Below are 26,375 nucleotides of genomic sequence, written 5' to 3'. Positions count from 1 at the left end.
AAAGCTGTTTTATTCGATAAACCGATACCCTATACCTGTTTCAGTAATGATCCGTTTTGGGCGAGTCGAATCTGTTTCGATCTTTTGTCGGAGCTGATTGATAAAAACTCGTAAGTAATGAGTTTCATTTTGATATCCTACTCCCCAAACTTCTTTGAGTAACCATGAATGGGTAAGAACTTTTCCCTGATTCTGTATTAAAATTTTTAGAAGATCAAACTCTTTTGGAGTGAGCTTTAACTCTTGATTATCCAATTTTGCCGTATGAGATGCAATATCCATAAAAAGATTATCGCTTATCAGTCCTGATGGTGAATTCCCAATCCCACCGCTTCGGCGAATAGCGGCTTTGATTCGGGCAAGAAGTTCACCTGTACCAAAGGGTTTTGTGAGGTAATCATCACATCCACCCTCTAGTGCGGCTATTTTTTCACTCTCTCCCGAACGTGCTGATAGGACAATCACCGGGGCTTGACTCCATTCACGAAATCGAAATAAAAACTCTTTTCCATCCATATCGGGTAATCCCAAATCGAGAAGCACAAGTGAATAGGGTTCAACGGCAGCTTTATTTAATCCTTCTTTGGCCGTGGAGACGGCTAGTGGATGATATCCGGCAGCACTAAGTGCAACTTCGAGAAGCTTTCGAATAGCACTGTCATCATCAATAATCAAAATACTCTCACTCATCACCCTTCTCCCTTTAGCGGCAATTTCATTGTGACACAAAATTGTACTCCATCACTCATGGTCTCTATGGTACCTTTATGCATGTTTGCAATTCGATAGGCAACGTAGAGCCCTAATCCAATCCCTTCTTCTCCACGGACGTTACTGAGTCGTGAAAAAGGTTTCCATGCCATTGATGCTTCATGGATCGGTGGAATAGAACCAGTATTGCAGATGTGTATGATAATTCCTTCTGGATGATTCGAGAGGGTTACTTTGACACTATCACCATACTTAAAAGCATTATCAAGAAGATTATGGAGGGCAAGCTCTATGAGAACTGCATCTCCGTGAATAGGCATGATCTCAGGATCAATAATGAGAGAAGCGATTTTCGAATTTTCAGTTTTTGACAAAGCACTGCTAAGCAGTTCCCTTAGATCACATTCTGCTATTTTGAGTTTGAGCATTCCACTTTGAATCCGTGCAGTATCGAGGAGATTATTAATCAAACGCTGCATCCGATCAGAACCTTGATCAATCGTCGTATAGAGGTCCTTTTTGTCTTCTTCACTAAGATTCAGTTCATGTGAAAGTAATCCGGAAGATGCTCCTTTGATTGCAGCAAGAGGAGTACGCAGTTCATGAGAGAGTGATCCGATAAGCGTTTGTTGTAATCGTTCGGATGTCTCTAGCTCTTTTGCCAATGCCGCTTTATGACTGAGCCATGCGACTAGTTGACCTATGAAAACCATCATTCCAAAACTAACAATGTAGCGTGTTTCATGCACATTAAAAGAGTGAAGAGGATGCATAAAAAAATAACTCAAAACAGCAATGCTAAGTAATGAAACTACCATCGCATTGATGTATCCGAATCGCATTGCACCATATAGTATAGGGATTAGATGAAGCATGACGATATTGACAATATGCAATTCGTCTTTGACAGACCATGATAGTGCACTGATGAGTCCGAGTAAGAGTAAAGGTTCAAGAAATTTCATAGTACTATTATAATCAATATATAAATTAGATTTTTGCTCTTCGTGCAACTCCGATGAGCTTTTCATGCGGAAAATTATAAAAACTTACAAAACTCGGAGAGAGTTCTTTAATCATTGCATACATTTTCCAAAAAATATTATCTGAAATGATCTCTTCGTCTCCATAAAAAATAGTACGTTCATTAATATGACGTTCTATTAATAATTTTTCTACATCAAGCTGTTCCATATAACCAGGCTGGATGATCAACAAATCAAGAGCTTCACCTAATGGCGAAAGATGGCTAGTAATACCGTGCGGTTCGTGAGAAGTTTTGATGATGACAATAATATTGTAATCATAAATGATACCATTTTGAAACATGGTTTTTGCTATGTAAGCGGGGATCGCATTGGCTTGTCGTGCAAAAAATAAAGCGGTTCCATTAACATGATTAGCGTATCGATACCGTTTGGAATACTCTTCTAAAAACTCATCTTTATCAACCGGGATTAATGCTTTGTAGAGTTTTTTTTGCCCTTTTGTGTAAAGTAGAATGATAAACAGAGGTATCGAAGCGATAATTAGTGACCAATACCCGCCGTGAGGAATTTTGAGCCAACTGGAAAGAAAAAATATGATGCTCATCAAACCGGTAATGATGGCAATAGACATTTTGAAATACTCTTTTTTAAACAAAAAGATCATGGAGATTAATATTCCGGTAATACTCATCGCTCCTGATACCGATAATCCATAGGCTGAAGCTAATTTTGCTGATTCTTGAAAATCAAACAGCATTAAAACGACACAAATAAATAAAAACCAATTGACTGACCCTACATAAATTTGGCTACGCAGTTCATTTGAAGTATAGTTGACGTTGAAGTGAGGAAAAATTCGTGTTGTCATCGCTTGATATAAGACCGAAAATATTCCACTTATCATTGCTTGGGAAGCGATAACGGTTGCAAAAATTGCCAAAATGACTAAAGGAATATACAGTGATGGAGCGAATACGTGAAACATTTCAAAAAACGGACTTTTAACAGATTCCGGATGTGACAACAAAAATGCACCTTGTCCATAGTAGCACAAGATGAGAGCTAAAGAGGCAAAAAGCCACCCTTTGAGAATAGGTAATCTTCCTAAATGACCCATATCAGCGTAAAGAGCTTCGCCACCGGTAGCACATAGTAAAACGTCCGCTAAGATTACAAAAGAGATATAGGGGTGCTCTTGTATAAATGATAATGCATAGAGCGGTGAAAGGGCATGTAAAACTTCTGTATTTTGTAAAATAAAATATCCTCCGACAATACCGAGTGAAAAAAACCATACAACCATAATAGGACCAAATGCTGTTGCTACATTTTCTACCCCTTTTTTCTGTACCATAAAAAGAGCAAAAGCAATGAGTGCTGCTATCAGTAATAGCGTCATGCGTGAAGTCTCTTCGTATCCAGGGATAAGATTTATGCCTTCTACAGCGCTTAGAATACTAATTGCGGGTGTGATGACGCCATCTCCGATCATCAACGATATTCCAACATAGCCTAAAGCAGTAACTAATGCAGTGAGCCTTGCTCCTTTTAAATAAGGTAGAAGCAATTGGACCAGCACGACTGTACCGCCTTCTCCGCGTCTAGAGAGACTGGTTGCCAACCATGCGTATTGGACAGTTACTAACATGGTAAGTGTCCATAAAATCATGGAGAGAATTTCAAATATTGTTTGTTTTGTAGGGTCTAATAACAGCAAAATGACGGCAAAGGTATAGATCGGACTGGTTCCAATATCACCATAGACAACTCCTAATGCCTTGATAACCATCATCTCATTTTTGATACGTTCGCGTAACGTCATAACTCACCTTATGGATAGTTTCAGAAAGGGTGTATTATAGATGCTAATGTATCAGTGAAGTATCAGTATTGTACAAAGAGGTATAAAGAAAGTATAAAGATGATTTCTCCCAAAGAGGAGATGCAAAATTAAGGCAACAATCCGCTTTTAAGTATCGCTTGCCAGATGATTGCAGAGGAGATACCTGCGGCAAATCCGGCGATTATATCATCACCCATTACACCTAATCCCCCTTTTGTTTCACGATCAATTCTACCAATGATCGAAGGTTTCTTGATGTCATAGATTCTAAAAAAGATAAAACTCAAAACGATTTGCAAAGCGATACCGTTTGTCCATGTCATAAGAGTGGAGAGATCAAAACCGATACCGGGTGCGATAGAGAGGGCAAACCAGATTCCGACCAGCTCATCAATGACAATTCGGCTATCATCATGCTCGTTGACGATGCTTTCGTGTTTATCGATCGCTTTGATAGCAATCAGCGTAATCAAAATAGTTGCCATAAAAAGGGTTTGCGGTCCGAAGTACAAAAGTATAGCGATCCCTAGAGGAAGGGCTGCAACCGTCCCCATAGTTCCGGGAGCTTTTGGGAAAAGACCGCTGTATCCGACGGTGAGAAAAAACCAATTCATTAAATCCCTTACGTTAAAGATGTTGTCTGATATAAGCGCATTAACGCTACGTAAAAATCCTTTTCCGTATGTTCTTCGAGCAAACCGTTTACCGGCATAATATCGTAGTAGAGTTTGGAAAGATTTTTAAATCGATTCGGATAGAGCGATGCCACGATCATCGATGAGATCTCTTTACGAACCAAAACAGCCGGTGGAAGAAGCCCTTGCTGCATGAGTTCCAAAATGGACTCTGAATGGTATGAAATATGATGATGGTGTCCGTGCGGGCAGGTTTGAACACTCACGAGTGTTTTACACTGATTGCAGTAGACGTATTCACTTGAAATTCCCACTTCGATATCGATTCCGACGAGACGGTCAACGATCGATTTGTTGGCATTGTGATCGTAATACATCCCAATACCTGCATGATTTTGTCCGATCATCAGACGGTCACAACCGTAGTTTTTCGCCACGATCGCATCGAGAATGACTTCATTGCTTCCGGCGAAAATATAGCTGCTCTCCAACGGTACAATGACGACACGGTTGCGCGGCAAAAAGTTGTCAATAAAATACTGAAGAGCTTGATGGCGAAGTTCATATTTTAAATCGGCCGAATTATAAGGCTTGTGCAAGAAAATGACGATGAGGTCCGTTCTCTCCAAGCTTTGGCGGATGAGGCGCTCATGGGCACGATGGAGCGGATTGGCAGCCATAAACATGGCTGTCGTATGTTTCGCTCCGATTTGTTCTTTTGCTTCGATAATCATGTTCTGGAGCGATTGTACCGGAGAGAGGTCGATGGAGTATTCTCCGCACACGGCATATTTACCGAGCCGTTTATAGGTTGCATTGACCCCTGGATGCGAGAGATCTTCTGTTCCGTAAATTTGGCGTAGCCGTTCACGAGGATCGATAGGATAGACTTCATCAACGCACAATTCGCCGATAAAAACGTTATCACAAATCAGATCGAGGATTTCTCCCTTTTGCGCGGAGGTCAAAATGGTTTCATTCACTTTTCCGCTGGGAGAGAGGATGAGTGGAAACGGGAACGTTTTACCCATAAACATTCCGCTGCTCAGAACGTCCTGACTTTGTTTTTCATTCATCAGCGCCGTTACGGGGCTGAGCATTCCGGCTTTGAGTAACGTCAGTGCCGAAACCGCTTCTTGGTCGATATAGAGGGCTCTATTTTTTCTTGACGATGCCATATTTCTTTCTCTTTTCCCATAAGCTTTTACGTGATATTCCCAGTTTTTTCGAGAGTTCGGTATCCGGGAAACGATTTTGGAAATGGATCATTATGTATTTGACATACTCTTCGATCGGTAAAATCTCCCCTTGATCAAAGAGATTGTTGTCACTTTCGATTTCAATCAATTTGAACGGAGCATTATCGACCGGTTCGGTACTCGAAACAATACATTTTTTTCCGCTGATGAGTTCATAAAACGCTTTGTGGTCCGATTTTTTGAGATTTTGGAAATCGGTAATAAAGATGATTGAATCATCGTTCTGTGCCGCTATGTCGCTGAATGCTTTTGCAGAGGATAACGAGATAAATTGGAGAGTCTTGTCATGATGAGCCGCATAACGAAATGCGAAAGCATCGGCGTATTTTTGGTAACCGCTGCAAATGATAAGCGGAAGTTCTGTTTTATCCAAGTCTTCATCGACATTGATGCTATTGAAGGTATGGGTGAGATAGCGTTCGTACGTTTGATTTTGACGACGGAGACGTTCATGATTTTGGAAATGTTGGATTTTACGGATCAACTCTTCAATCATAAACGGTTTGAGAATATAGTCTTTTGCCCCTGCTGCAAGAGGTTTTGAAACCGTGTCATTACTCACGTAACTGACCATCAAAATAACGACGGCATTTTTATACGCTTCGATAACCGGATAGATATCTTGACCGCTGATATTGGTTGAGAGGAGGACGACATCATACGGTAATCCTCGTAATCCCTCTTTCGTCGAGCTTGAAATATCGCAGTTATGACTGAGATCACTCAGTTTTGAAGCGATGCTTTGGGCAAGATAGATTTCATTTTCGATAATGAGTATATTCATCCGTTTTTCCAATCAAAGTAGTGTACTGAAGCAGTGGCTAATACGCCAACTCCTTCTTTTCGTCCGATAAAGCCTAAATGTTCCGTTGTGGTGGCTTTTACATTAACCCGTGTAACAGGAATAAGCATGATTGATGCCAATGTTTGACGCATATCGTTTTTGTAAGAGCCGACTCTTGGTGTTTGGGCAATAATCGTGATATCGGCATGGGCGATTACAAACCCGAAATGGTGGAGTTTCTGAACACAAAGTCGAAGTAACTCTTTAGAATCGATATTTTCGTATGCAGCATCTGTATCGGGGAAAAGCATCCCGATGTCGCCCAAACATGCAGCACCGAGCAACGCATCGATCAATGCGTGAATAGCGACATCCCCGTCACTGTGCGCTTTGAATCCAAACGGACTATCGATGGTAACTCCACCTAAAACCATCGGTTTATTCTCTTCAAAACCGTGAACGTCAAACCCGTTACCGGTGAACATCATAGGTGAAGGATCAAGGAGGCACTCTAATCCTGCGGTATCTCCGGCGTGGGTGATTTTTGCCGCATGTGCATCCCCTTCGACAAACAACCGAGTCCCTCCAAAAGCGACAATAGCGCTGCTTTCATCGGTAAACTCTTGAGATGTTTCCAAGGCTTGACGTAAAACTTCAGTTCGTGAAAGCTGAGGGGTCTGAATCCGTTTGACCTGTTCACGCTCGATAGTCTCATTGGCATACACAACGGTATCGTGAACATCCAAGGCCGGAACAATCGTATCCGCAAGATTTTTAGATGCAATCAATCGCTCGATGAGAGAGGGATTAACACACGCTCGGGCAATATCCGTTACCAGAACATAGGGGGTTTTGACCTCTTTGAGCGCATTTTTGAGCGATTGCTGCCGTGTAGCACCGCCTTGAACGATTCTAAAATCACATTGGATTTGCATAAAAGGGATTTCATCGGCATGAGCCGCAAGGACGATAGGTGCATTGGGAAGTGATGCTTTGATACGGTTAGTAACATAAAACCATAGTGGATCATGTCCGATACGTAGCCATTGTTTCTTTACCGGAACTTTGAAACGAGTTGAGTTACCTGCTGCAAGTAAAACAAGGGTAAAATCAGACAAAATGTATCCTATTTTGAAAACTGTTACGAAATTATACACTCAAAAAGCTTTTTTTTATCTTGTTTGCGATAAATTATAGAATATGTCAATGGGGAGTTGCAGGATCCTTTTCCTAAATCCTCTTGAAATTTTTAATTTACATGAAAAGCGATACGCCCCTTTTAGGGGCTCTTATTTATAAGTCCAAATAGCTTTCGGAATTTAAGGAGCACACACTATGAGAACAGAATGGGTCGGCAAAAGAGAAAACGACACGGTCCGAACTCAGATGTATTATGCCAAGCAGGGCATTATTACCGAAGAGATGGCTTATGTTGCAAAAATAGAAGAACTTGATCCTGAACTGGTTCGTTCCGAAGTGGCACGGGGACGCTTGATCATTCCGGCGAATGTCAACCATAAAAATTTGGAACCGATGGCAATCGGTATTGCCGCACGCTGTAAAATCAACGCCAATATCGGCTCATCCGCTATCGCAAGCGATGTACAAGGGGAAATTGAAAAGATTCAAGTTTCTCAACATTACAAAGCGGATACGGCAATGGACCTCTCGACAGGAGGAGATTTGGATGAAATCCGCCGTGCGGTAATCGCCAACTCCAAAATACCGATCGGAACGGTACCAATTTATCAAATTTTACATGATGTCAATAACAAAATTGAAGATCTTACTATCGAGAAGATGCTTGAAGTGTTAGAACGCCAAGCACAACAAGGGGTGAGTTACTTTACGATTCATGCCGGATTTTTGTTGGAGACGATGCCAAAAGTTGCAAAACGTAAAATGGGAATTGTCAGCCGCGGCGGATCGCTTATGGCGGCGTGGATGATGCATTATCATCGTGAGAATCCATTTTACACCGCGTATGATGAGATTCTTGATATTTGTGCTCGCTATGATGTTTCCCTCTCTCTAGGGGATTCACTCCGTCCAGGATGTTTGGCGGATGCATCGGATGAAGCGCAGCTCGGAGAACTCAAAGTTTTAGGAGAATTGACACTTCGCGCTTGGGAAAAAAATGTTCAGGTCATGATTGAAGGGCCGGGACACGTTCCGCTCAATCAGATTGAACGTAACATGAAAATTCAGCGCGAATATTGTCATGAAGCACCGTTTTATATCCTTGGACCGTTGGTAACCGATATTGCGGCTGGCTATGATCATATCAGCTCGGCAATCGGTGCGGCAGTCGGTGGATGGCACGGTGCGTCGATGCTTTGTTACGTCACACCAAAAGAGCATTTGGGACTTCCAAATGCCGAAGATGTTCGAGCAGGGATCATTGCGTACAAAATTGCGGCACATGCGGCAGATATCGCACGCGGACGAAAAGGTGCCCGTGACATTGATGATGCGATGAGCGATGCACGCTATGCGTTTGATTGGAACAAGCAGTTCGAGTTGGCTCTTGACCCTGAACGGGCGCGTGAATATCACGACGAGACATTGCCGCAGGATGTATTCAAAGAGGCAGAATTTTGTTCGATGTGCGGACCGAAGTTTTGCTCGTACAAAATCACGCAACAAATTATGGATAACCCAGAGGCGATTGCACAGATAGCCCAAGAAGCTAAAGCAAAAAGTGCAAGCTAACTACAAATAAATTTATAAGAGGAAATCGTTATGACAGAAGAAATTGTAAAATCGGCTCTTTCAAAAGTGACCTATCCGGGATTCACAAAAGATATCGTTACGTTTGGATTTGTAAAAGAGATCAAAATCGATGGGACCAATGTGAGCGTTACCGTCGATATCACTTCCAGCGCTCCCGAAGTGGCCCACCAAATTACAGTTGAAGCAACGGAAGAGCTTAAACGTTCCGGTGCATCGGATGTAGTGATCAATATCGCCGCTCCGAAAATGCCGCGTGAGAGTTCTTCAAAAGGGAAAAACATTGCTCCGCAAGTGAAAAATTTCATTATGGTAAGCTCTGGTAAAGGGGGCGTAGGAAAATCGACAACTTCGGTTAACCTGGCGGTCGCTCTTGCAATGCAAGGGAAAAAAGTAGGACTTTTGGATGCCGATATTTATGGACCGAATATCCCAAGGATGCTTGGCGTTGATGGGATCAAACCCGAAGTGGTAGGAAACAAAGTTCTTCCGATCAAAGCGTACGGGATTGAGATGATGTCAATGGGCTCACTCATGGAAGAGGGGCAATCGCTTATCTGGCGCGGTGCGATGATCATGAAAGCGATTGAGCAATTCTTGCGCGATATTATGTGGTCAGATTTAGATTGTTTGGTTATCGATATGCCTCCAGGCACCGGAGATGCACAACTTACCTTGGCACAAAGTGTTCCGGTAACGGTTGGTGTGACAGTAACAACGCCGCAAATGGTATCTCTTGATGATTCACGCCGAAGTCTTGATATGTTCAAAAAATTGCATATCCCGATTGCGGGTGTTGTGGAAAATATGTCAGGATTTATCGCTCCGGATACGGGTGTTGAATACGATATTTTCGGTAAAGGGACCTCCAAAGCAATGGCAGATCAGTTTGAAACAACTATCCTTGCTGAGATTCCGATCGAGCCATCTATCCGTACAGGTGGAGATGAAGGAAAACCGGTAACATACTATGCACCTACGTCTGAAACAGCGAAACGTTATATGAAAGCCGCAGAAGATCTTTGGGCGACAATCGAAAAAATTAATGAAGAGGGGGGCGTAGATAATCAAGCAATTCAACCAAATACCCCTCCGGGTGTATCTGCATGTTCGACGGCTGCAGCACCAAAACAAGAGAGTAGCGGTAGCTGCGGTACCGGCTGCGGTTGTCACTAATACAGCTCCTTTCCTCCTCTAAAAGAGGGGGCTTCCTCCCTTTTTATTACTCTTAATCTTTTTTTCAGTATAATCGATCTATTTACACCAAATAAGTCGGGAATAATGAAACAAGAGAAAACCTTTTTTACTCTAGCAACTACAATTATTATCATTATGGCTCTTTTTGTTGCCGTTTTAGTGGGAACGTTTCGCTATATGACGTTTGAATCTGCACAAAGCAAAGCAAATACAGCAGCGGATATCGTACGTGAGTCATTAACGGCTCATATGATCACCGGAAGTGCTGATTATCAGAATGATTTATTGAAACAAATCGCTTCGGTCGATGGGATGAAACGTGCATGGGTTGTTCGTTCTGATGAATTGAGTCATCAATACGGCAGAGGGATTCATCCGCAAGATCCGGTAGATGATATTGATCGCGCTGTTTTGCGAAGCGGTAAAAAAATGGATGAGATGAAAGGAAGTCTGTTTTCCGATACTCTGTATAGATTTTCTATCCCGTATGTTGCAACTGAAAAAGGTAAAATCGATTGTTTGAGTTGTCATGATTCAAAAGCAGGGGCTGTATTAGGGGTAGTCTCCATCGAGATGGAGATGAATGATCTCAAAGTGAGCGGATTGATAGCCATCGCATTGGTCATAACGAGCATCATCGTATTAACCTATTTCCTAATTCGGAGTATTTATCGTTTTATTACTTCGTACAAAGAGACCCTCCATGCGGTTGCTCAAACGATGGAACAAGCAGAGGGGGGTGATTATTCCCACCGAATCATACCGAGCGATACCTTGGATGCGTACAATGCAGCGATGTGGACAAATTCAGTGATGGAAAAAATTGACAGCGCATTGACTATCAGCGGTAAAAAAATGGCATCACTCATTCGTCTGGATCAAAAAAACAGTGATCCACTCAATACGCTTCAAATGGGAATACACCAATTGTATGAAGTAGAACGATTTCGTACCGAAATTGAAAAAGACCAAAATCTTGAAGAGGTGTATGCACGTATCATTGCACTGCTTCGAACCCGCTGGAATTTGAGCAATTTCAACATTTTAGAGTTGAATCCTCTCGATAAAACGACATCGGTTATCCACTCGGAGAAGACACTTTTGTGTGATGCGCTAAGCGGTTGTCGTGCCGATCGTACGAGCGGGATTGTTGATTCGAGCCAATGTGAAGTGGCATGTCCGAAAATGATTGATCCCTCAGCCCATTATGTCTGTCAGAGTTATCCGATTGTTGATGATTTGGATATTGTAATTTCATTGGTGACGTATGAAGCGCATGAGATCAAAAATATTCGTCTCGCCCTTGAACAACTTGGAAATTATATCAACGCTTCAAAACTCCAGATTATCAATAAAAAATTGCAACAAACCGTTCGTATCGATCCAATGACGCAACTCTATAATCGGGCGTATCTAGAAGAGATCGCAAAATTGATCGTAGCTCAGTCGACAAGAACGATGATACCGTATGGGATTTTATTCGTCGATATGGATCAGTTTGATCAGGTGAATCATGCGTATGGTACGGTAGTAGCCGATGAAGTGATTAAAGCAATGGCACATAACATCCATGAAAATATTCGTCAAGGGGATATCCTCATCCGTTACAGCGGAGATACTTTTGCTGTTATATTATACGATTATAACCGTGATGAGGTGGATGAAGTGGCAGATGCAATTCGTCTTTCATTCAAGAAAAAAATCAGAGTCAATACCTATGCTATTTTAAAAACAGTGAGTGTCGGAATTGCTTATTTCCCGGAACAAACACCTGATTTAATGCAAGGGGTTGAGTTTGCGAAAAGAGCCTTGCTGGAAGCAAAACATCAAGGCGGCAATATAGTGCTTGCGTATGATGTAAAATCGATGCCGCAATAATATTCTTAATATTGTGGAGGATGCTTTGAAGCGTAACACTTGTTCTTTTTAATAGAAAGAAATCAATGAGGAGTCAATATTAAAATTGATCTCCTCCATTAAACATGTGATCTTCGAATTCAACAACACGGTTACGTCCGGTGTGTTTCCCTTCATACAATGCGATATCGGCAAACTTAATCACTTTCCATATTGAATCAGCTTGGGATGGGAAGTGGGCGATTCCGATACTCAGCGTTTTTTGAACCGTATCATGACCGAATTGGAATTTCTTCTGATTAAAGTGCATACGGATCTTTTCAGCGACACCAAGCGCTCCGGCAGTTGTGGTATTATGAAGCAATACCAAGAATTCTTCTCCACCATACCGTACCGGCAAGTCGGCTTTTCGGATGTTATGCACTAAGATTTCAGCCAGAGATTTGATAACGACATCACCTGCGTCGTGTCCGTAGGTATCATTCACCATTTTAAAATAATCGATATCAATCATCAATACGGCATAAGAGATGTTGGAACGGGCTGCTTGCTCAGAGCTTTTATCAATAAATTCCTCCAAGAAACGGCGGTTATACAAACCGGTTGCACCGTCTCGTAGGGATGAATCTCTGAGTTTATCCATCAGTGTGCGACTCTCAATAACCGCTTTTGCCGCTTCGAAATAGTTGCGGATACTCGGAAGAGCAAGGTTCATCGTTTCAATGGTATCGGCATCTTTGGCTGAATAGGAGAGGATTAAGGACAAGTCGTCATTAATATTGAATGGAATACAAGAATACTCTTTTTTATCGGCACAATTGACACATATATCCGGAAAGTCGGTAGAGTAGACATCGCTTGCTGTTCGGTAAGCACGACACTCATTCGCATCTTTGTCTACCGCAGGAAGACAAAAACTTTTATGATCGGTGATATAGATCAATTTGCGCTCTTTGGTTGTTTTGTCGACTTCATAAAGAGCGAAATGGTTGAAATTGAACTTCTCTTTTAGGATAAAGATAAAACGTTCATAAACGGCATCTTTATTGGCATCGTGTTCGATGGTCTTTTTAAATTTATAGACATCCGAGAGCTCTTGAATGATAACTCCGGCAGTACTCAGCGGATCCGATGTCGAGATATTGGAGCGTGATGCGAATGTATTGAGATTGTGTTTAATTCCCCCGAACGTATCTTCCATTTTCTGAAAGAGGGTATTCATTTGATCCGCCACTTCACTTCCGGCATCTTTGAGCGTAGTTGTAAATCGGAAACTAAAATCTCCGGTACGGGCACGTTTGATACCGTTTTGGAGGTTTTCAAACAGTTTCATATATGGTTTGAAATAATAGTGTGTTACCCAAAGAGCAATGATAATAAAGACAACATTGATTGCAAAGATTTTGGCAATGGTCATAGCACCCGTTTGTCGGATATCATTGATATTGAATTCCATACTGATCGCACCCAGAACATCACCTTCTTTGGCATTATGACATGCAAGACAGTTCGGATTTCCATAGGCGGTTGCGATATAAGGGATTGTAACGCGAAGAACAGCGTTCTGTGCATCTTCATGTATTTCACGAATGATTACCCCCTCTTTGAGAACTTTTTTATCGATTTCGTCTCGAGGGTGTTCGTTTTCTAGCCCTTCTCCATGTTGTTTGACAACATTATCGGAACGGACGATCCAGAGCTTTTGAACATCTTTGATATTGGCGATATTTGAGAGGAAAAACTCACGTTTGTCCATGATCCCGTTGACCATATGAGCCGTTAGTCCATCACGAACAATTTCCGCTGTCATTTTTGATTTTTCAACGGCATTGTTAAAGCCGTAATCTCGGAAGTTGAGAGCAACGTTTGTAATAGTAGCTACGGCAAGACCGATGAGCATTAATGCGACTATGAAGAGTATTTTCCGATTTGCATTCATATTGTATTACCTTATAGTACAGTGAGAAAAATGAAGATTAATAATTTAAAGACAATATCTAAATATTTTTTAAATTTTGATGAAAGTATGGGGAGGTATAACGGTTTATTCGACCGTTACACTTTTTGCCAGATTGCGCGGCATATCGACGTCGTTTCCAAGACGGATAGCGATTTCCATCGATAAAAGCTGTAAGACAACCATCATTTCGAAGAATTCAAGCATATAGTCTTCTCTATTGAGAGTACGAATGTGATCGTCCGCTTTGTCAAAATCGAGCGGACTGATGGAACAAATCGTCGAATCACGTGCACTGAGCTCTTCAACATTGCTTTTGGTTTTATCATAAAGAATATGTTGTGGCAGCAATGCTATGGTGAAGAGTTCAGGGTCTGCAAGGGCGATAGGCCCATGTTTCATCTCACCGCTTGGGTATCCTTCGGCGTGGAGATAACTGATCTCTTTGAGTTTGAGTGCTCCCTCCAGTGCCAATGGATAGAAAACATCGCGTCCGATAAAGAAAAATCCATGCCCGTGAAGATAGCGTTTTGAAAGTCTGCGCAGTTGCTCATGCAATGCGGTATCAACATTAACGGTTGAGGGGAGGGTACGCAATAGCTGAATTTGACGTTTGATCTCTTCTGTTGAGAGTGTTTTCTTTTCCCCTGCGAGATAGAGACTCAACATCCATAATACACATACTTGTGTTGCAAATGCTTTGGTGGATGCAACCCCTTTTTCGATGCCCGCGCGGGTGAGGATAGAAGCATCAGCTAACCGCACCATGGAAGAGTTGTCGACATTACAGATAACCATGGTTTTGAGGTTATTGCGTTTCGCCATTTTAAGGCTCTCCAACGTATCGGCAGTTTCTCCGCTTTGGGAGATAACGACAAAGAGGGTGTCTGAAGTGAGAAGCGGCTCGCGGTAACGAAATTCGCTGGCGATTTCAACGGACGTTTTAATTTTGGCATGACGTTCGAAAAGGTAGCTCGCCACAAGCGCAGCATGGTAACTGGTACCGCAAGCACAGAATTTGACTTCTCTAATGCCATCAAAGAGGTTACTGTCAAGTTCTTCAAAGTAGACGCTCTCATCACGCAACCGTCCCAAAAGAGTATCAGCGAGAACGCGGGTTTGTTCATAGATCTCTTTTTCCATAAAGAAGCGGTATCCCTCTTTTTGGGCAGAGAGTTTGTTTTCAGAGAGAGGGGTAAAACGGAGTGATATTTCTTGATGACTTTCGTTGAAAAGTGCAATTTTATCTGCTGAAGCGTAACCGTATTGACCATCTTCGAGATACATTACTTCATGACATTTCCCTATCAATGCCGCATCTGAAGAACCAAAAAGTGTTTCATTCTCTGAATTGCGTCCAATGATCATCGGTGAGCCGTTTTTCGCAAAGAAAATTGTCCCTTCGGTATCCGCATTGACTAAAAGGATCGCATAGGCACCATGGAGCTGTGCGAGTGTTTGTTCAAATGCTTCAAACGGTGTGGATGCTGTTTTGAGTTGATACTCAAACAGATGGACGATCACTTCAGTATCGGTTTGGCTTAAAAAATGGATTCCGTGCCCGGTAAGCATCGTTTTGAGTTCCTGGTAGTTCTCGATAATACCGTTATGGACAACGTAAGAGTTCTGTCCCAAATGAGGGTGTGCGTTCAATTCAGTCGGCTTGCCGTGAGTCGCCCAACGGGTATGTCCGATACCGACAGAAAAGCCCGTGCTTTCATAGCTTTTTGCTTTTTCTTCAAGATTAACCAATTTTCCGACTGCTTTAAAGAGGGAAAAATGCCCCTCTTGCAATACGGCAATTCCGGCAGAGTCGTACCCTCGGTATTCGAGTTCACGAAGCCCGTCGATCAAAATTTGTTTAACTGGCTTAACCCCGATATACCCGACGATACCGCACATAGTTACTCTCCTACTAATTTAGCAATTATTTCCCGCGCATTATCGCACATTCTGTTTTGTTTTTCAATTAAGAAGTGATCGCGAGCCATATTTTTGTTGGTATGGATTTTTGCGGTGGCAATATTGATTTGTGCTTCATCAAATAATTGGACAAAATATGCCAAAAGACCGCGTTGATTTGTTGTGTTTAAATTTAACTGTGCGTAATGGATGGAGTGATCACAATCGAGTGTGATTTCATCTGATTTGATGACCGGTTTTGGGAGAGTGAGTTTTTTCGTCATATCAAATGCTTCTTCGATGATGATTTCAACTTGATCCATTGTATCTTCTTGTGGGCGCTGCAAAAATTCGATTTTAAAGTATTTGATCCCGTCAAAAAGTGTAAATATATCCATGGAAGCTACATCCAAATAGCTTAGCTTTCCTAGTAAATAGCCTAGATTCAGCGGGATACGTCGGAAAATATGGATAACAAGACCTCCCTCAATATTGAGTTGATAGGTGAATGATTTACAGGTAAATGCCTGTTTTGAGATCTGAATGATTTCGCTTGATGTATTTTTGAAGAAAAACAAATTGGATTCGATGGAGAGCACTTTTTTCTGCTCGATTTTAGAGAGCTGCATAAATTCAGGGTCATGAACCAGCCGTTTCTCTTTGTTCGCGCGTTTAATAGCATCGGTTATACGATCGTTTTGGGAAGAGATCTCAAGTGCCGCATCATAGAGTTCATGAAGCAAATTGGCACCGAAACTTGTATAAGTACCGTTTCCGACACCGTTGATGTCGGCATAGGTTAAGATATACAGAAGCGTCAAGTTTTCCGATGTCTTAACTTTGGACATGAATTGATAGAGGGTTTTTTCATTGTAAAAATTTTCACGGTAAGCGACATGGCTCATCACAACATGATGCCGAACGAGCAAGGCACCCCGTTCTAGCTGATGGATCGGCAATTTGAGATTTTTTAAAAATGGGACGATGAGTTTTGCCCCTACTTCCGAATGATCTTGTTTTCGCCCTTTACCGGTATCATGAAGCAAAATGACGGTTTTAAGCAACAGTTTGTCAGAGGCTGAGAGGGGAGTATACAGTGCTTCTACATAAGGATCTTGTATTGATTCAAGTGCTTCAATACACTTGACAGAATGTAAATCAACCGGATAATGGTGGTAGCCGTCAAATTGAGGTAAATGGAGAACTTTTTTAAAGGCCCCGATAAGTTGATGTAAGATCCCCGCATCGTACATCAGTTTTGCAATCACATAAAAATGGTTTCGTTCAAAAAGTTTACGCATCAATAGATACGTTTTTGCTCTTAGAGGATGTTTGATCTGAGTATATGTGAAATGAAATAAGACGCTTGAATCGAAATGCCATTCACGATCTTCCAAATTCACGAGTAACTCAAGGAGTGTGTCTATCGGAGGCGGTGTTATGTTATAGGAAGCATACAAGGTGCCATCAACATGATAAAATCCTTTTTGAATTCTCCCTTCACGAAGCGTTGAAATATCGGTTGCGTTCACAAGATAGTGGCGCGCCATTTTTTTGACATAGATCTGTGTGAAGTTATTGACACGCCATTGTGCTTCGAGGAGTCTACTAACGAGTTTGCGTTCATCACTAAAGCCTAGCATATGAGCAATACGGGGCATATAATCGAGTACAAGCTGGTCTTGTTGTTTTCCGCTGATCAGATGCAGTGCACTTCGGACGCGAAACAACAGCTCGAGTGCAATTCGATACTCGCGATACTGTTCGTCACTGAACAATTCACCGCTGAGTTCTTTTAAACTATTGACGCCATAAATTGTTTTTGCAATCCAATAGAGCAGTTGAGAATCTCGCAGCCCTCCAACTCCCTCTTTAATATGCGGTTGCATAGAGAACGGAAATTTTTGGCGACGTACATCGGCTTCCTCTATTTTGGCCATAATGAATGATTTGGGATCATTGTTTCGTATAGCGGTAAGATGGTTTTGTGTTGCACTCCATGTAAAGGGAGAACCTATAATGAGGCGGGATTCCATCATTGCCGTTTTGATAGTTATATCTTCTTTGGATGCACTTAGTAAATCAGTGACATCATGGACACGATGCCCCAGTTTAAGCCCTGCATCCCAAGCCAAATAGAGAAATTTTTCAATGATTGCTGCAGTATTGTACCCTTCATTTTTTTCGTACACAATCATGAGATCGATATCACTATGAACACATAACTGCTCACGCCCGTAGCTTCCCAATGCGATAAATGCGATGGGGATATTACTGCGCATAGGGAGATAATTCCCAAACATGCGGCGTAGAACCGTTTTATACATTTGTGAAATGATGGAATCGAGAGTTTTGGTATGGATAACAAGAAAATCTTTCCCTTGATTACGTTCAAAAAGTTCCGCAAGAGAATTTTTATAATCGGTAATATGGGATTTGAATAATTTCGATATCTCAAAATCGCTTGCTTTGCGTTCGATGAGGTCTTCTATTTGTTCTGTAATACTCATAGTACTGCTTTTTGTTTTTATTGTAGCGTAGAATCATTTTTTCTGAGAAAATAGGTCGCTTAAAAAAAAGGCAATTGTTTAAATCTGATGAAAAAAAATGTTACAATCTTCATCAAAGCGAGGAAATTTAGTATGGATAACAGTAGAAATTACCAGAAAGTCGTCGAGATTCATGATCACGCGATGGGGATTTTGCGTTCAATGAAAATTCCTCCCTATCCTTCACAATACAAGAAATTTTTTGATCAGCTTTTTGCGGAGAGTGCCGATGAGGCTCTTCGCAAAGATCAAGAAAATGTGGATCAGAAAATTCTCGGCGATTCCAAGGACGATGTCGGAAAATATCTCGATATGGTTGAAAATTCGGTTGTTTCGTTTATCGAGTCACATTCGGGAATTGCTTCGGTTGCAGAAATACAGCGTCAGCATATTCAAAATGCCCCTTCAGACTCAACTGAAAAATTTGTGAACTTTATTGAAGAATTGAATGCTTTGCACCAAAATATGGTTCTTGAACTTGAAAAAGCACAAGTCAAGATTGATGAATTGAATCATGATCTACAGGAAGCTCGTGCCACACTGACAACGGATTTGTTGACAAAAGTAGGGAACCGTCAAGGGTTTATGGAAGATATTGAACCTGCCATCGAAGCGGGAGCAAGTAAACCGCTTTCGATGGTCCTAATCATGATAGATGTCGATAATTTTAAATTCTTGAACGATGAATTCGGTTATGTCGCAGGGGATAAAGTCCTTTTTTTTATTGCTCAAACCATCAAATCAATGATACGAACCGCAGATAAAGTGTATCGCTACGGCGGGGAAGAGTTTGCAATTGTTTTAAATCGATGTGATGTCTCTCAAGCACAGTCGGTAGCGGAAAAAATACGTGCCAAGATAGAGCAGAGCAAACTTCTTTATGCCGGGAAAAATGTGCATGTAACCGTTAGTGCCGGTGTAACGGTTCATAAACAAGGGGATACCCTTGACTCTTTAATTGAGCGTGCCGATAAAGCATTGTATTGTGCGAAAAAATCAAATAAAAACTGCACAATGTTATTTGACTGGTAATTTATTTCTTTTGCTATAATGCGCGTCAAAATAAGCAGTTAAAGATTTTACATGAATTTGATCGATAAAGTAAAAAATCATGAGCGCTTGAGTGCAGAAGAAGCCGTTGCGTTGTATGATTTGGACCTCTTTACTCTCGGTGAATTGGCCGATGAACGGCGTAAGGCGTTACACGGCAAGCGCACCTATTTTAATATCAACCGCCATATCAACCCGACCAATATCTGTAAAGACGTGTGTAAATTCTGTGCCTACAGCGCAAGCCGTAAAAATCCCAACCCTTATGCAATGAGTCATGAAGAGATTTTAGCGATTACGGATGATATTGTGTCTCGGGATATCAAAGAGGTGCATATTGTCTCCGCACACAATCCCGATACAGGATTAGAGTGGTATCTTGAAGTATTCAAAAAAATCAAGGAACGCCATCCGCAGCTTCATGTCAAAGCCCTCACGGCGGCAGAAGTCCATTTTCTCGCCGAAGAGTATGGAAAAAGCTACGATGATATACTCGATTTGATGATCGAGTACGGAGTCGATTCAATGCCGGGCGGCGGTGCGGAAATTTTTGACGAGACCGTACGCGATTATATCTGTAAAGGGAAGGTAACTTCACAGCAGTGGCTTGATATCCACCGCAAGTGGCATGAGAGAGGGATGAAAAGTAACGTTACAATGCTTTTTGGGCATGTTGAAGAACGACGTCATCGGATCGATCATATGATGCGAATCCGTGATTTGCAAGATAGCACAGGGGGCTTTAACTGCTTTATCCCACTGGTATATCAGACGGAGAATAACTATCTTAATGTTAAAAAAGCTATTACCGCACATGAGATTCTCAAGACGATGGCAATAAGCCGTATCGTCTTGGATAACGTTCCCAATCTCAAAGCGTACTGGGTGACATCTACGGTAAATTTAGCACTTGTAGCACAAGAATTCGGTGCAAACGATCTCGATGGTACGATTGAAAAAGAGTCGATCAATTCGGCTGCCGGTGCGAAAAGTGCTCATGGTGTCAATCTTCAAGAGTTTGTTGCCCTGATTAAGAACAGCGGATTTGCTCCTGTTGAGCGCGATAGCTTGTATAATACGATCAAAGCATGGTAAGGAATTGTAATGATTTTAATGATTGATAACTATGACAGCTTTACCTATAACATTGTTCAGTATTGTTTAGAATTGGGAGCTGACCTTAAAATTATCCGTAATGATGAGATGAGCGTTGAGGAGATCGAAGCTCTTCATCCTGAGAAGATTATTATCTCTCCGGGACCTGCAACTCCGGATGATGCAGGGGTAACTCTTGACGTAATTCGTCATTTTGCCGATAAAGTTCCGATCTTCGGGATCTGCTTGGGACACCAGAGCATTGCACAGGCATTTGGGGGCAATGTCGTACGGGCAAATCGAATGATGCATGGTAAGACATCAAAAATGGTACGGGAGGGAGAAACTCCGATTTTCAATAAATTGCCGGAGATATTTACGGCAACTCGCTACCATTCATTAATTGTCGAGCAGAAAAATCTTCCCGATGTGATTATTCCGACTGCGTTCAGCGAAGATGATCATGAAATTATGGCATTGGAAATCAAAGACAAGCCGATTTACGGTGTTCAATTTCACCCCGAATCGATTATGAGTGAATTCGGACATGAGATACTGAACAACTTTTTGAAATTATGAGAGAAAGAGCCCTTTTCCTAATACTCTTAGGAATTAACTTTTTAGTTCTATTGTTGGAGATTAAAGGGCTCTCCATAAGTTACAACGAAGCGAAGATCATCTATTCGGATCATCTTTCTTTTTTAGGTTCACTGATAACCTCTTCCCTGCACATTTTTGGTCAAAACGATTATGCTCTCCGTCTTCCGATGATTGGATTGCATCTGCTATCGGTTGTATTGCTCTATAGTATATCAAAACACTATGTCTCACGGTCGAGTGATCGATTGTGGATTGTCCTTATTTATGTCCTTCTTCCCGGTGTCACTAGCGCTGCTTTGGTTGTTGATAATGCAGGCTTGATCATTACGCTGTTATTTCTTTTTGTCTATCTGTATATCAGATTTGAGCGGTATGCGTTGATATTGCTCCCTTTTATGATTCTTGTTGATCCGTCTTTCGTGTATCTTTTCTTTGGATTGATACTTTTTGGAATATATCGTAAAGACTATGTGAGCTCTTTTATCGGTTTTATCGCATTAGTCATCTCTCTTTACGTTTACGGAATTCATATCGGAGGGTTGCCGGAGAGTCGATTTTTAGATGTACTAGGAGTCTATACCGCTATTTTTTCTCCGATTGTGTTTATCTATCTCTTTTATGTGTTGTATCGTCGGATGATTGCCCGAGAATGGGATGTGATCTGGATGATATCAATGAGCGCATTCATCGTATCGTTGCTTCTCTCTTTTCGTCAAAAGGTAGAGGTCCAAAGTTTTGCCCCTTATTTGCTTATAGCGTTGCCGCTTGCCGCACAAACTTTTTTCCATACGTATCGTGTCCGGTTACGTGAATTTAGAAAACGATATCGATTTTTATTTTACAGTGCATTCACATTGTTGATTGCCAATGCGTTGGCAGTCTTCTTTAATCACTATCTTTACCATTTTCTTAGTAATCCTATGCGCCATTTTTCATATCCTATGCATATAGCCAAAGAGCTTTCTCATCAATTGCACAAAAACAATATTCACTGTGTTGATGCAGAAAATGATAAGCTGCAATTACGTCTGCGTTTTTACGGTATCACACAGTGCGAGAATTATCGTTTAAGTGAAAAAGCTGCAAGAGGAAGTAAGAAAGTTACAATAAGTTACACTGGAAAGCCAATATATTTTATATATGTTACTAAAATACACAAATAGATGCTATATTCTCATTCCATAGCGTATAGATAACAATCAAATTCCTTAGAGATGATATAATTTTCGTAAATAGATTTTCGAAGGAGTTGCAATGGCTCAAAGAGCGATTCGTGAATACGACGGTAAAGCAATTTTCTCAAAACATTGGGAAAAATACTTTAGTGGTTTTCATTATGGTTTCAAATCGGTATTGGTTACCAATGGGGATGAATTGCGTGCATGTGCGCAAAAACATGGTTTTGAATGGTTGAAACAAGAAGCGCTTGTTGCAAAACCGGATATGTTGTTCGGAAAACGAGGTAAAAATGATCTTGTATTATTTCGTACCAATAAACCGGGTGATGTAACTCTCGAAGATGCAGCAAAATGGATTGACGAAAAAATTTCACATGAAACAACTTTGCTTTCCGGACAACACGGAACATTGACCCATTTCATTGTTGAGCCGTTCACTCCGCACTCTCAAGATCAAGAGTACTATATCTCAGCAACAACCGTCGGTGAAGACGATGTTCTTTATCTATCTGCTGAGGGCGGTATGGAAGTTGAAGAGGGATGGGAAGAGAAAGTTAACGAAGTTCACATCCCTATTACAATGGATGATGCAAATATCGCACATTTGATCCGTGCCAATGTTCCATCAGGCATCCCGGCTGAAAATAAAGAGCGTTTTATTGCATTTGCAGAGCAATTTTACAAATTCTACCGTGATTTGAATTTTGCTTATCTTGAAATTAACCCAATCGTTATGATCGGTAACGATATGCATATTCTTGACCTTGTCGCACGTCTTGATGATACTGCCGGATTTATGATGGGTGATTCATGGTGTGATGCTGAATTCCCTACCGCTTTTGGTATGGAAGATCAATCGCCGGAAGAAAAAGCAATCGCAGAAGCGGACTCAAAGTCGGGTGCTTCATTGAAATTGACCATTCTCAATCCTATGGGGCGTATCTGGACGATGGTAGCGGGCGGTGGAGCATCGGTTGTTTATGCTGACACGATTGCTGATCTCTCAGGAAACGTCGCTGATCTTGCCAACTACGGTGAGTATTCTGGTGGACCGACTACGGGTGAAACAAAATTCTATGCGGATACTGTTTTGGATTTGATGACGCGTCATAAAGATCCTAAAGGGCGTGACAAAATTCTCATTATCGGAGGAGCGATTGCAAACTTTACGGATGTTGCGAAAACCTTTACCGGTATTATCCAGTCATTCGAAACGTATGCGGATCGTATGAAAGAACACAATACCCGTATTTATGTACGTCGTGGCGGACCGAACTATGAAAAAGGTCTCAAAGATATTAAAGAAGCGGCAGACCGTTTAGGTCTCTATATCGAAGTTTATGGGCCAGAAACACACGTAACGGATATCGTACGTATGGCTTTAGAGAAATAAGGAGAAAATAATGGGTGCTCTATTTACAAAAGATACACAAGCGATTTTCTGGAACAACAATGCAAGCGCTATCCAACGTATGTTGGATTACGATTATGTTATCAATCGTACGAAGCCTTCGGTTGCAGCGATCGTAGCTCCGACATCAGGAAATAAATTCGAGAAATTTTTCTACGGTCCGGATGAAATTATGGTTCCGGTTTACCGTAATACAAAAGATGCGGCAGCGGCGTTCCCGAATGCAGACGTTTTATTGAACTTCGCATCGTTTCGTACAGCATATGATGTTACGATGGAAGCGTTGTCACTAAAAGGACAATTCAAATCAATCATGGTAACTGCCGAAGGTATTCCTGAGCGTATGGCACGTAAAATGAATCAAGCAGCGCGTGATGCCGGTGTCATTGTTATCGGACCGGCAACCGTCGGCGGTATCGCTCCGGGTGCATTTAAAATTGCAAACGTCGGTGGAACAATCGAAAATATTATCAACTCTAAACTGCACCGCGCAGGTTCATGTGGACTTGTAACCCGTTCGGGCGGTTTGTTCAATGAACTTTCAAATATTATCAGTATCAACGCTGACGGTATCGCTGAGGGTGTTGCAATCGGTGGAGACCGTTTTGTCGGTTCAGTATTTATCGACAACCTTCTTCGTATGGAGAGTAACCCTGAAGTAAAATATATGGTTCTTTTGGGTGAAGTAGGCGGTACAGAAGAGTACAAAGTAATCGAGGCAGTGAAATCGGGCAAAATCACCAAACCGATTATTGCATGGTGTATCGGTACCATTGCAAAACATTTTAGCTCTGGTGTTCAATTCGGTCACGCGGGTGCTTCGGCAAATGCGGATGCAGAAACCGCAGCAGCAAAAAATGAAGCGATGGCTGCAGCAGGTATTTATGTACCGACAAGTTTCAATGACCTTCCAGGTAAGATTGCTGAAGTCTATGGAAAACTTCGTGCAGAGGGAGTTATCGGAGAAATCGCTGAGCCTGAACTTCGTGCGGTACCAAAAGTACGCCGTAAAAAAGAGTTCATTTGTACGATTTCTGATGATCGCGGTGATGAAGCAACGTATGCAGGTTACCCGATCAGTGCGGTTGCAACTCCGGATACCGGTTTTGGTATCGGTGATGTTATCTCACTTCTTTGGTTCAAAAAACGTTATCCAAAATGGGCTACCGATTATCTTGAAACGGTTATCAAAACTGTTGCTGACCACGGTCCGGCTGTTTCGGGTGCACACAATGCAAAAGTTACTGCACGTGCAGGAAAAGATGTTATCAGTTCACTTGTAACAGGACTTTTGACAATCGGACCACGTTTTGGCGGAGCGATTGATGATGCGGCAAAATATTTCAAATATGCAAATGACCGTGGAATGTCTCCGGCTGAGTTTATTGATTATATGAAAAAAGAGGGAAAAACGATCTCTGGTATCGGTCACCGTATTAAATCGGTTCGTAACCCAGACCTTCGTGTATCGGGATTGAAAAAATACGCTGCTGAGTACTTCCCAAGTACTCCGTTGCTTGATTTCGCTCTTGAAGTTGAAAAATTGACCACCTCTAAAAAAGATAACCTTATCTTGAACGTTGATGGTACAATCGGTATTTTGATGGTTGATATGTGGCGTGCTCTTGGGTACTCTGAAGATGAAATCGATGGTTTCATCGAAGCGGGTGCGTTGAATGCATTCTTCGTTGTCGGTCGATCAATCGGATTTATCGGTCATATATTGGATGAAAAACGTCTTGGAATGCCAATGTACCGTCATCCTACAGATGATATTCTTTATAATGTCGAGCTTGCTGACGAAATTTAATCTTTCATTGACTTCCCGCTTTTGCGGGAGGTAATACTTTTCTCTCTTATCTTTCTTCTTTTTTGTTATAATCATTTTAAATATATTTTGTTTTATTAAAAGGTTTCACTGATGAAACGTTTTGCTTTTACTATGTTAGAACTGGTCTTTGTTATTATTGTGGTAGGAATTATTGCTGTTTTGGCTATGCCGAATTTATCAACAAACCCTTTACAACAAGCAACTGAACAAATTGCCGGACATATACGTTATACACAACACCTTGCGATGATCGATGATAAATACAATGATAAAAATTCAACATGGTTTTCTTCAAACTGGCAAATATGGTTTCGTATTTATCAAGGCAGATACTATTACGAAGTTTTTAGCGATCAAGACCAAGAGACCAATTCAGATAGCAATGAAGAGGCTATAGATCCTTTAACACATAAAAATTTAGGCAATGGGAGTAGTGGGGTTGGATTGCCTGATAATAAAGATGTCAATATAACAGGTAAATTTGGAATAACCGAAATGGCATTTTCAGCAAACTGCAAATTAGGTCAAGGGGGAAAAATAGCATTCGATAATTTAGGAAGACCTTATGGCGATGTTTCATATGACCCGAATGATCGATACTATAAATACCTTACTCAGCCATGTATAATGAAGATAAAACACGGTGCCAGCGATCAAAATGCAACCTTAACCATACAACCGGAAACAGGTTATGTATCGGTTGTTTACAACTAAAAAGTGAAAATTTTCACTTTTATACAAATTCTTTAGGAAAGGTCTTGACATTATTGTTAATTTCCCCTATAATTCCCGTCCAC

At 41.4% G+C, this 26,375-nt stretch carries 20 protein-coding genes; 10 read left to right on the top strand and 10 right to left on the bottom strand.

The window, feature by feature from the left end; all coding sequences use genetic code 11:
- Positions 1-9 precede the first annotated feature (9 nt).
- The 7 genes from CJD30_RS00100 to CJD30_RS00070 all read right to left on the bottom strand — a co-directional run bounded on the left by CJD30_RS00100 (position 10) and on the right by CJD30_RS00070 (position 7,339).
- Positions 10-690, bottom strand: a complete 681-nt coding sequence (locus CJD30_RS00100; protein ID WP_294915024.1) for a response regulator — start codon at positions 688-690, stop codon at positions 10-12.
- Complete coding sequence (locus CJD30_RS00095; RefSeq protein ID WP_294915021.1) at positions 690-1,676, bottom strand: DUF4118 domain-containing protein; 987 nt, start codon at positions 1,674-1,676, stop codon at positions 690-692. Before CJD30_RS00095 ends, CJD30_RS00100 begins: the two co-directional genes overlap by 1 nt.
- 25 nt (positions 1,677-1,701) lie before the next feature.
- Positions 1,702-3,522, bottom strand: coding sequence for a KUP/HAK/KT family potassium transporter (locus CJD30_RS00090; RefSeq protein WP_294915018.1), 1,821 nt, complete (start codon positions 3,520-3,522; stop codon positions 1,702-1,704).
- A gap of 128 nt (positions 3,523-3,650) precedes the next feature.
- A complete protein-coding gene (locus tag CJD30_RS00085; protein WP_294915016.1) occupies positions 3,651-4,157 on the bottom strand; it encodes a phosphatidylglycerophosphatase A in 507 nt (168 codons plus the stop codon).
- Positions 4,158-4,165: 8 nt separating this feature from the next.
- On the bottom strand, positions 4,166-5,356 hold the full coding sequence (locus CJD30_RS00080; protein WP_294915014.1) for a sulfate adenylyltransferase: 1,191 nt from the start codon (positions 5,354-5,356) through the stop codon (positions 4,166-4,168).
- A complete protein-coding gene (locus tag CJD30_RS00075; RefSeq protein ID WP_294915012.1) occupies positions 5,334-6,221 on the bottom strand; it encodes a response regulator in 888 nt (295 codons plus the stop codon). Before CJD30_RS00075 ends, CJD30_RS00080 begins: the two co-directional genes overlap by 23 nt.
- Positions 6,218-7,339, bottom strand: a complete 1,122-nt coding sequence (locus CJD30_RS00070) for a bifunctional 2-C-methyl-D-erythritol 4-phosphate cytidylyltransferase/2-C-methyl-D-erythritol 2,4-cyclodiphosphate synthase (RefSeq protein ID WP_294915010.1) — start codon at positions 7,337-7,339, stop codon at positions 6,218-6,220. The genes CJD30_RS00075 and CJD30_RS00070 overlap by 4 nt, the downstream gene beginning before the upstream one ends.
- A gap of 217 nt (positions 7,340-7,556) precedes the next feature.
- Between CJD30_RS00070 and thiC the strand changes: the two genes are divergently transcribed.
- From thiC to CJD30_RS00055, 3 genes are all read left to right on the top strand, one after another.
- A complete protein-coding gene (thiC, locus tag CJD30_RS00065) occupies positions 7,557-8,933 on the top strand; it encodes a phosphomethylpyrimidine synthase ThiC (RefSeq protein WP_294915009.1) in 1,377 nt (458 codons plus the stop codon).
- 30 nt (positions 8,934-8,963) lie between these two features.
- Positions 8,964-10,127, top strand: coding sequence for an Mrp/NBP35 family ATP-binding protein (locus tag CJD30_RS00060; protein WP_294915007.1), 1,164 nt, complete (start codon positions 8,964-8,966; stop codon positions 10,125-10,127).
- 105 nt (positions 10,128-10,232) lie between these two features.
- On the top strand, positions 10,233-12,026 hold the full coding sequence (locus CJD30_RS00055) for a GGDEF domain-containing protein (RefSeq protein ID WP_294915005.1): 1,794 nt from the start codon (positions 10,233-10,235) through the stop codon (positions 12,024-12,026).
- Between the two features lie 79 nt (positions 12,027-12,105).
- Here CJD30_RS00055 and CJD30_RS00050 read toward each other — a convergent pair whose 3' ends face one another.
- From CJD30_RS00050 to CJD30_RS00040, 3 genes are all read right to left on the bottom strand, one after another.
- The gene (locus CJD30_RS00050) at positions 12,106-13,944 is read right to left on the bottom strand and encodes a GGDEF domain-containing protein (RefSeq protein WP_294915003.1); all 1,839 of its coding nucleotides are present in this window, start codon (positions 13,942-13,944) and stop codon (positions 12,106-12,108) included.
- Between the two features lie 105 nt (positions 13,945-14,049).
- Positions 14,050-15,864, bottom strand: coding sequence for a glutamine--fructose-6-phosphate transaminase (isomerizing) (glmS, locus tag CJD30_RS00045; protein WP_294915001.1), 1,815 nt, complete (start codon positions 15,862-15,864; stop codon positions 14,050-14,052).
- Positions 15,865-15,866: 2 nt separating this feature from the next.
- Positions 15,867-18,374: a DUF294 nucleotidyltransferase-like domain-containing protein gene (locus tag CJD30_RS00040; RefSeq protein WP_294914998.1), complete on the bottom strand. Its 2,508-nt coding sequence runs from the start codon at positions 18,372-18,374 to the stop codon at positions 15,867-15,869.
- 132 nt (positions 18,375-18,506) lie between these two features.
- Between CJD30_RS00040 and CJD30_RS00035 the strand changes: the two genes are divergently transcribed.
- The 7 genes from CJD30_RS00035 (at position 18,507) to CJD30_RS00005 (ending at position 26,292) form a co-directional block, all read left to right on the top strand.
- On the top strand, positions 18,507-19,445 hold the full coding sequence (locus tag CJD30_RS00035) for a GGDEF domain-containing protein (protein WP_294914995.1): 939 nt from the start codon (positions 18,507-18,509) through the stop codon (positions 19,443-19,445).
- A gap of 51 nt (positions 19,446-19,496) precedes the next feature.
- On the top strand, positions 19,497-20,558 hold the full coding sequence (gene mqnE / locus CJD30_RS00030) for an aminofutalosine synthase MqnE (protein WP_294914992.1): 1,062 nt from the start codon (positions 19,497-19,499) through the stop codon (positions 20,556-20,558).
- 9 nt (positions 20,559-20,567) lie between these two features.
- A complete protein-coding gene (locus CJD30_RS00025; RefSeq protein ID WP_294914990.1) occupies positions 20,568-21,137 on the top strand; it encodes an aminodeoxychorismate/anthranilate synthase component II in 570 nt (189 codons plus the stop codon).
- Positions 21,134-22,321, top strand: a complete 1,188-nt coding sequence (locus CJD30_RS00020; protein ID WP_294914988.1) for a hypothetical protein — start codon at positions 21,134-21,136, stop codon at positions 22,319-22,321. Before CJD30_RS00025 ends, CJD30_RS00020 begins: the two co-directional genes overlap by 4 nt.
- Before the next feature lie 91 nt (positions 22,322-22,412).
- Entirely contained in the window at positions 22,413-23,729 is a 1,317-nt protein-coding gene (locus CJD30_RS00015) for an ATP citrate lyase citrate-binding domain-containing protein (protein ID WP_294914986.1), read from the top strand.
- A 10-nt stretch (positions 23,730-23,739) separates the two neighbouring features.
- Complete coding sequence (locus CJD30_RS00010; RefSeq protein WP_294914984.1) at positions 23,740-25,557, top strand: citrate/2-methylcitrate synthase; 1,818 nt, start codon at positions 23,740-23,742, stop codon at positions 25,555-25,557.
- Between the two features lie 111 nt (positions 25,558-25,668).
- Entirely contained in the window at positions 25,669-26,292 is a 624-nt protein-coding gene (locus CJD30_RS00005; RefSeq protein WP_294914982.1) for a hypothetical protein, read from the top strand.
- Positions 26,293-26,375: the final 83 nt, after the last annotated feature.

The organism is Sulfuricurvum sp. PD_MW2 (assembly GCF_002633015.1).
Classification (GTDB): Bacteria; Campylobacterota; Campylobacteria; order Campylobacterales; family Sulfurimonadaceae; genus Sulfuricurvum.
This window is presented reverse-complemented; position numbering and strand designations above follow the sequence as displayed.

Bases quoted from the DNA above. Each gene is read 5' to 3' on its own strand.
- mqnE (WP_294914992.1), top strand. From the start codon at position 19,497: ATGAATTTGATCGATAAAGTAAAAAATCATGAGCGCTTGAGTGCAGAA.
- CJD30_RS00060 (WP_294915007.1), top strand. From the start codon at position 8,964: ATGACAGAAGAAATTGTAAAATCGGCTCTTTCAAAAGTGACCTATCCG.
- CJD30_RS00040 (WP_294914998.1), bottom strand. From the start codon at position 18,374: ATGAGTATTACAGAACAAATAGAAGACCTCATCGAACGCAAAGCAAGC.
- CJD30_RS00025 (WP_294914990.1), top strand. From the start codon at position 20,568: ATGATTTTAATGATTGATAACTATGACAGCTTTACCTATAACATTGTT.
- CJD30_RS00055 (WP_294915005.1), top strand. From the start codon at position 10,233: ATGAAACAAGAGAAAACCTTTTTTACTCTAGCAACTACAATTATTATC.
- CJD30_RS00010 (WP_294914984.1), top strand. From the start codon at position 23,740: ATGGGTGCTCTATTTACAAAAGATACACAAGCGATTTTCTGGAACAAC.
- CJD30_RS00005 (WP_294914982.1), top strand. From the start codon at position 25,669: ATGAAACGTTTTGCTTTTACTATGTTAGAACTGGTCTTTGTTATTATT.
- CJD30_RS00095 (WP_294915021.1), bottom strand. From the start codon at position 1,676: ATGAAATTTCTTGAACCTTTACTCTTACTCGGACTCATCAGTGCACTA.
- glmS (WP_294915001.1), bottom strand. From the start codon at position 15,864: ATGTGCGGTATCGTCGGGTATATCGGGGTTAAGCCAGTTAAACAAATT.
- CJD30_RS00100 (WP_294915024.1), bottom strand. From the start codon at position 690: ATGAGTGAGAGTATTTTGATTATTGATGATGACAGTGCTATTCGAAAG.
- CJD30_RS00085 (WP_294915016.1), bottom strand. From the start codon at position 4,157: ATGAATTGGTTTTTTCTCACCGTCGGATACAGCGGTCTTTTCCCAAAA.
- CJD30_RS00075 (WP_294915012.1), bottom strand. From the start codon at position 6,221: ATGAATATACTCATTATCGAAAATGAAATCTATCTTGCCCAAAGCATC.
- CJD30_RS00015 (WP_294914986.1), top strand. From the start codon at position 22,413: ATGGCTCAAAGAGCGATTCGTGAATACGACGGTAAAGCAATTTTCTCA.
- CJD30_RS00080 (WP_294915014.1), bottom strand. From the start codon at position 5,356: ATGGCATCGTCAAGAAAAAATAGAGCCCTCTATATCGACCAAGAAGCG.
- CJD30_RS00050 (WP_294915003.1), bottom strand. From the start codon at position 13,944: ATGAATGCAAATCGGAAAATACTCTTCATAGTCGCATTAATGCTCATC.
- CJD30_RS00035 (WP_294914995.1), top strand. From the start codon at position 18,507: ATGGATAACAGTAGAAATTACCAGAAAGTCGTCGAGATTCATGATCAC.
- CJD30_RS00090 (WP_294915018.1), bottom strand. From the start codon at position 3,522: ATGACGTTACGCGAACGTATCAAAAATGAGATGATGGTTATCAAGGCA.
- CJD30_RS00020 (WP_294914988.1), top strand. From the start codon at position 21,134: ATGAGAGAAAGAGCCCTTTTCCTAATACTCTTAGGAATTAACTTTTTA.
- thiC (WP_294915009.1), top strand. From the start codon at position 7,557: ATGAGAACAGAATGGGTCGGCAAAAGAGAAAACGACACGGTCCGAACT.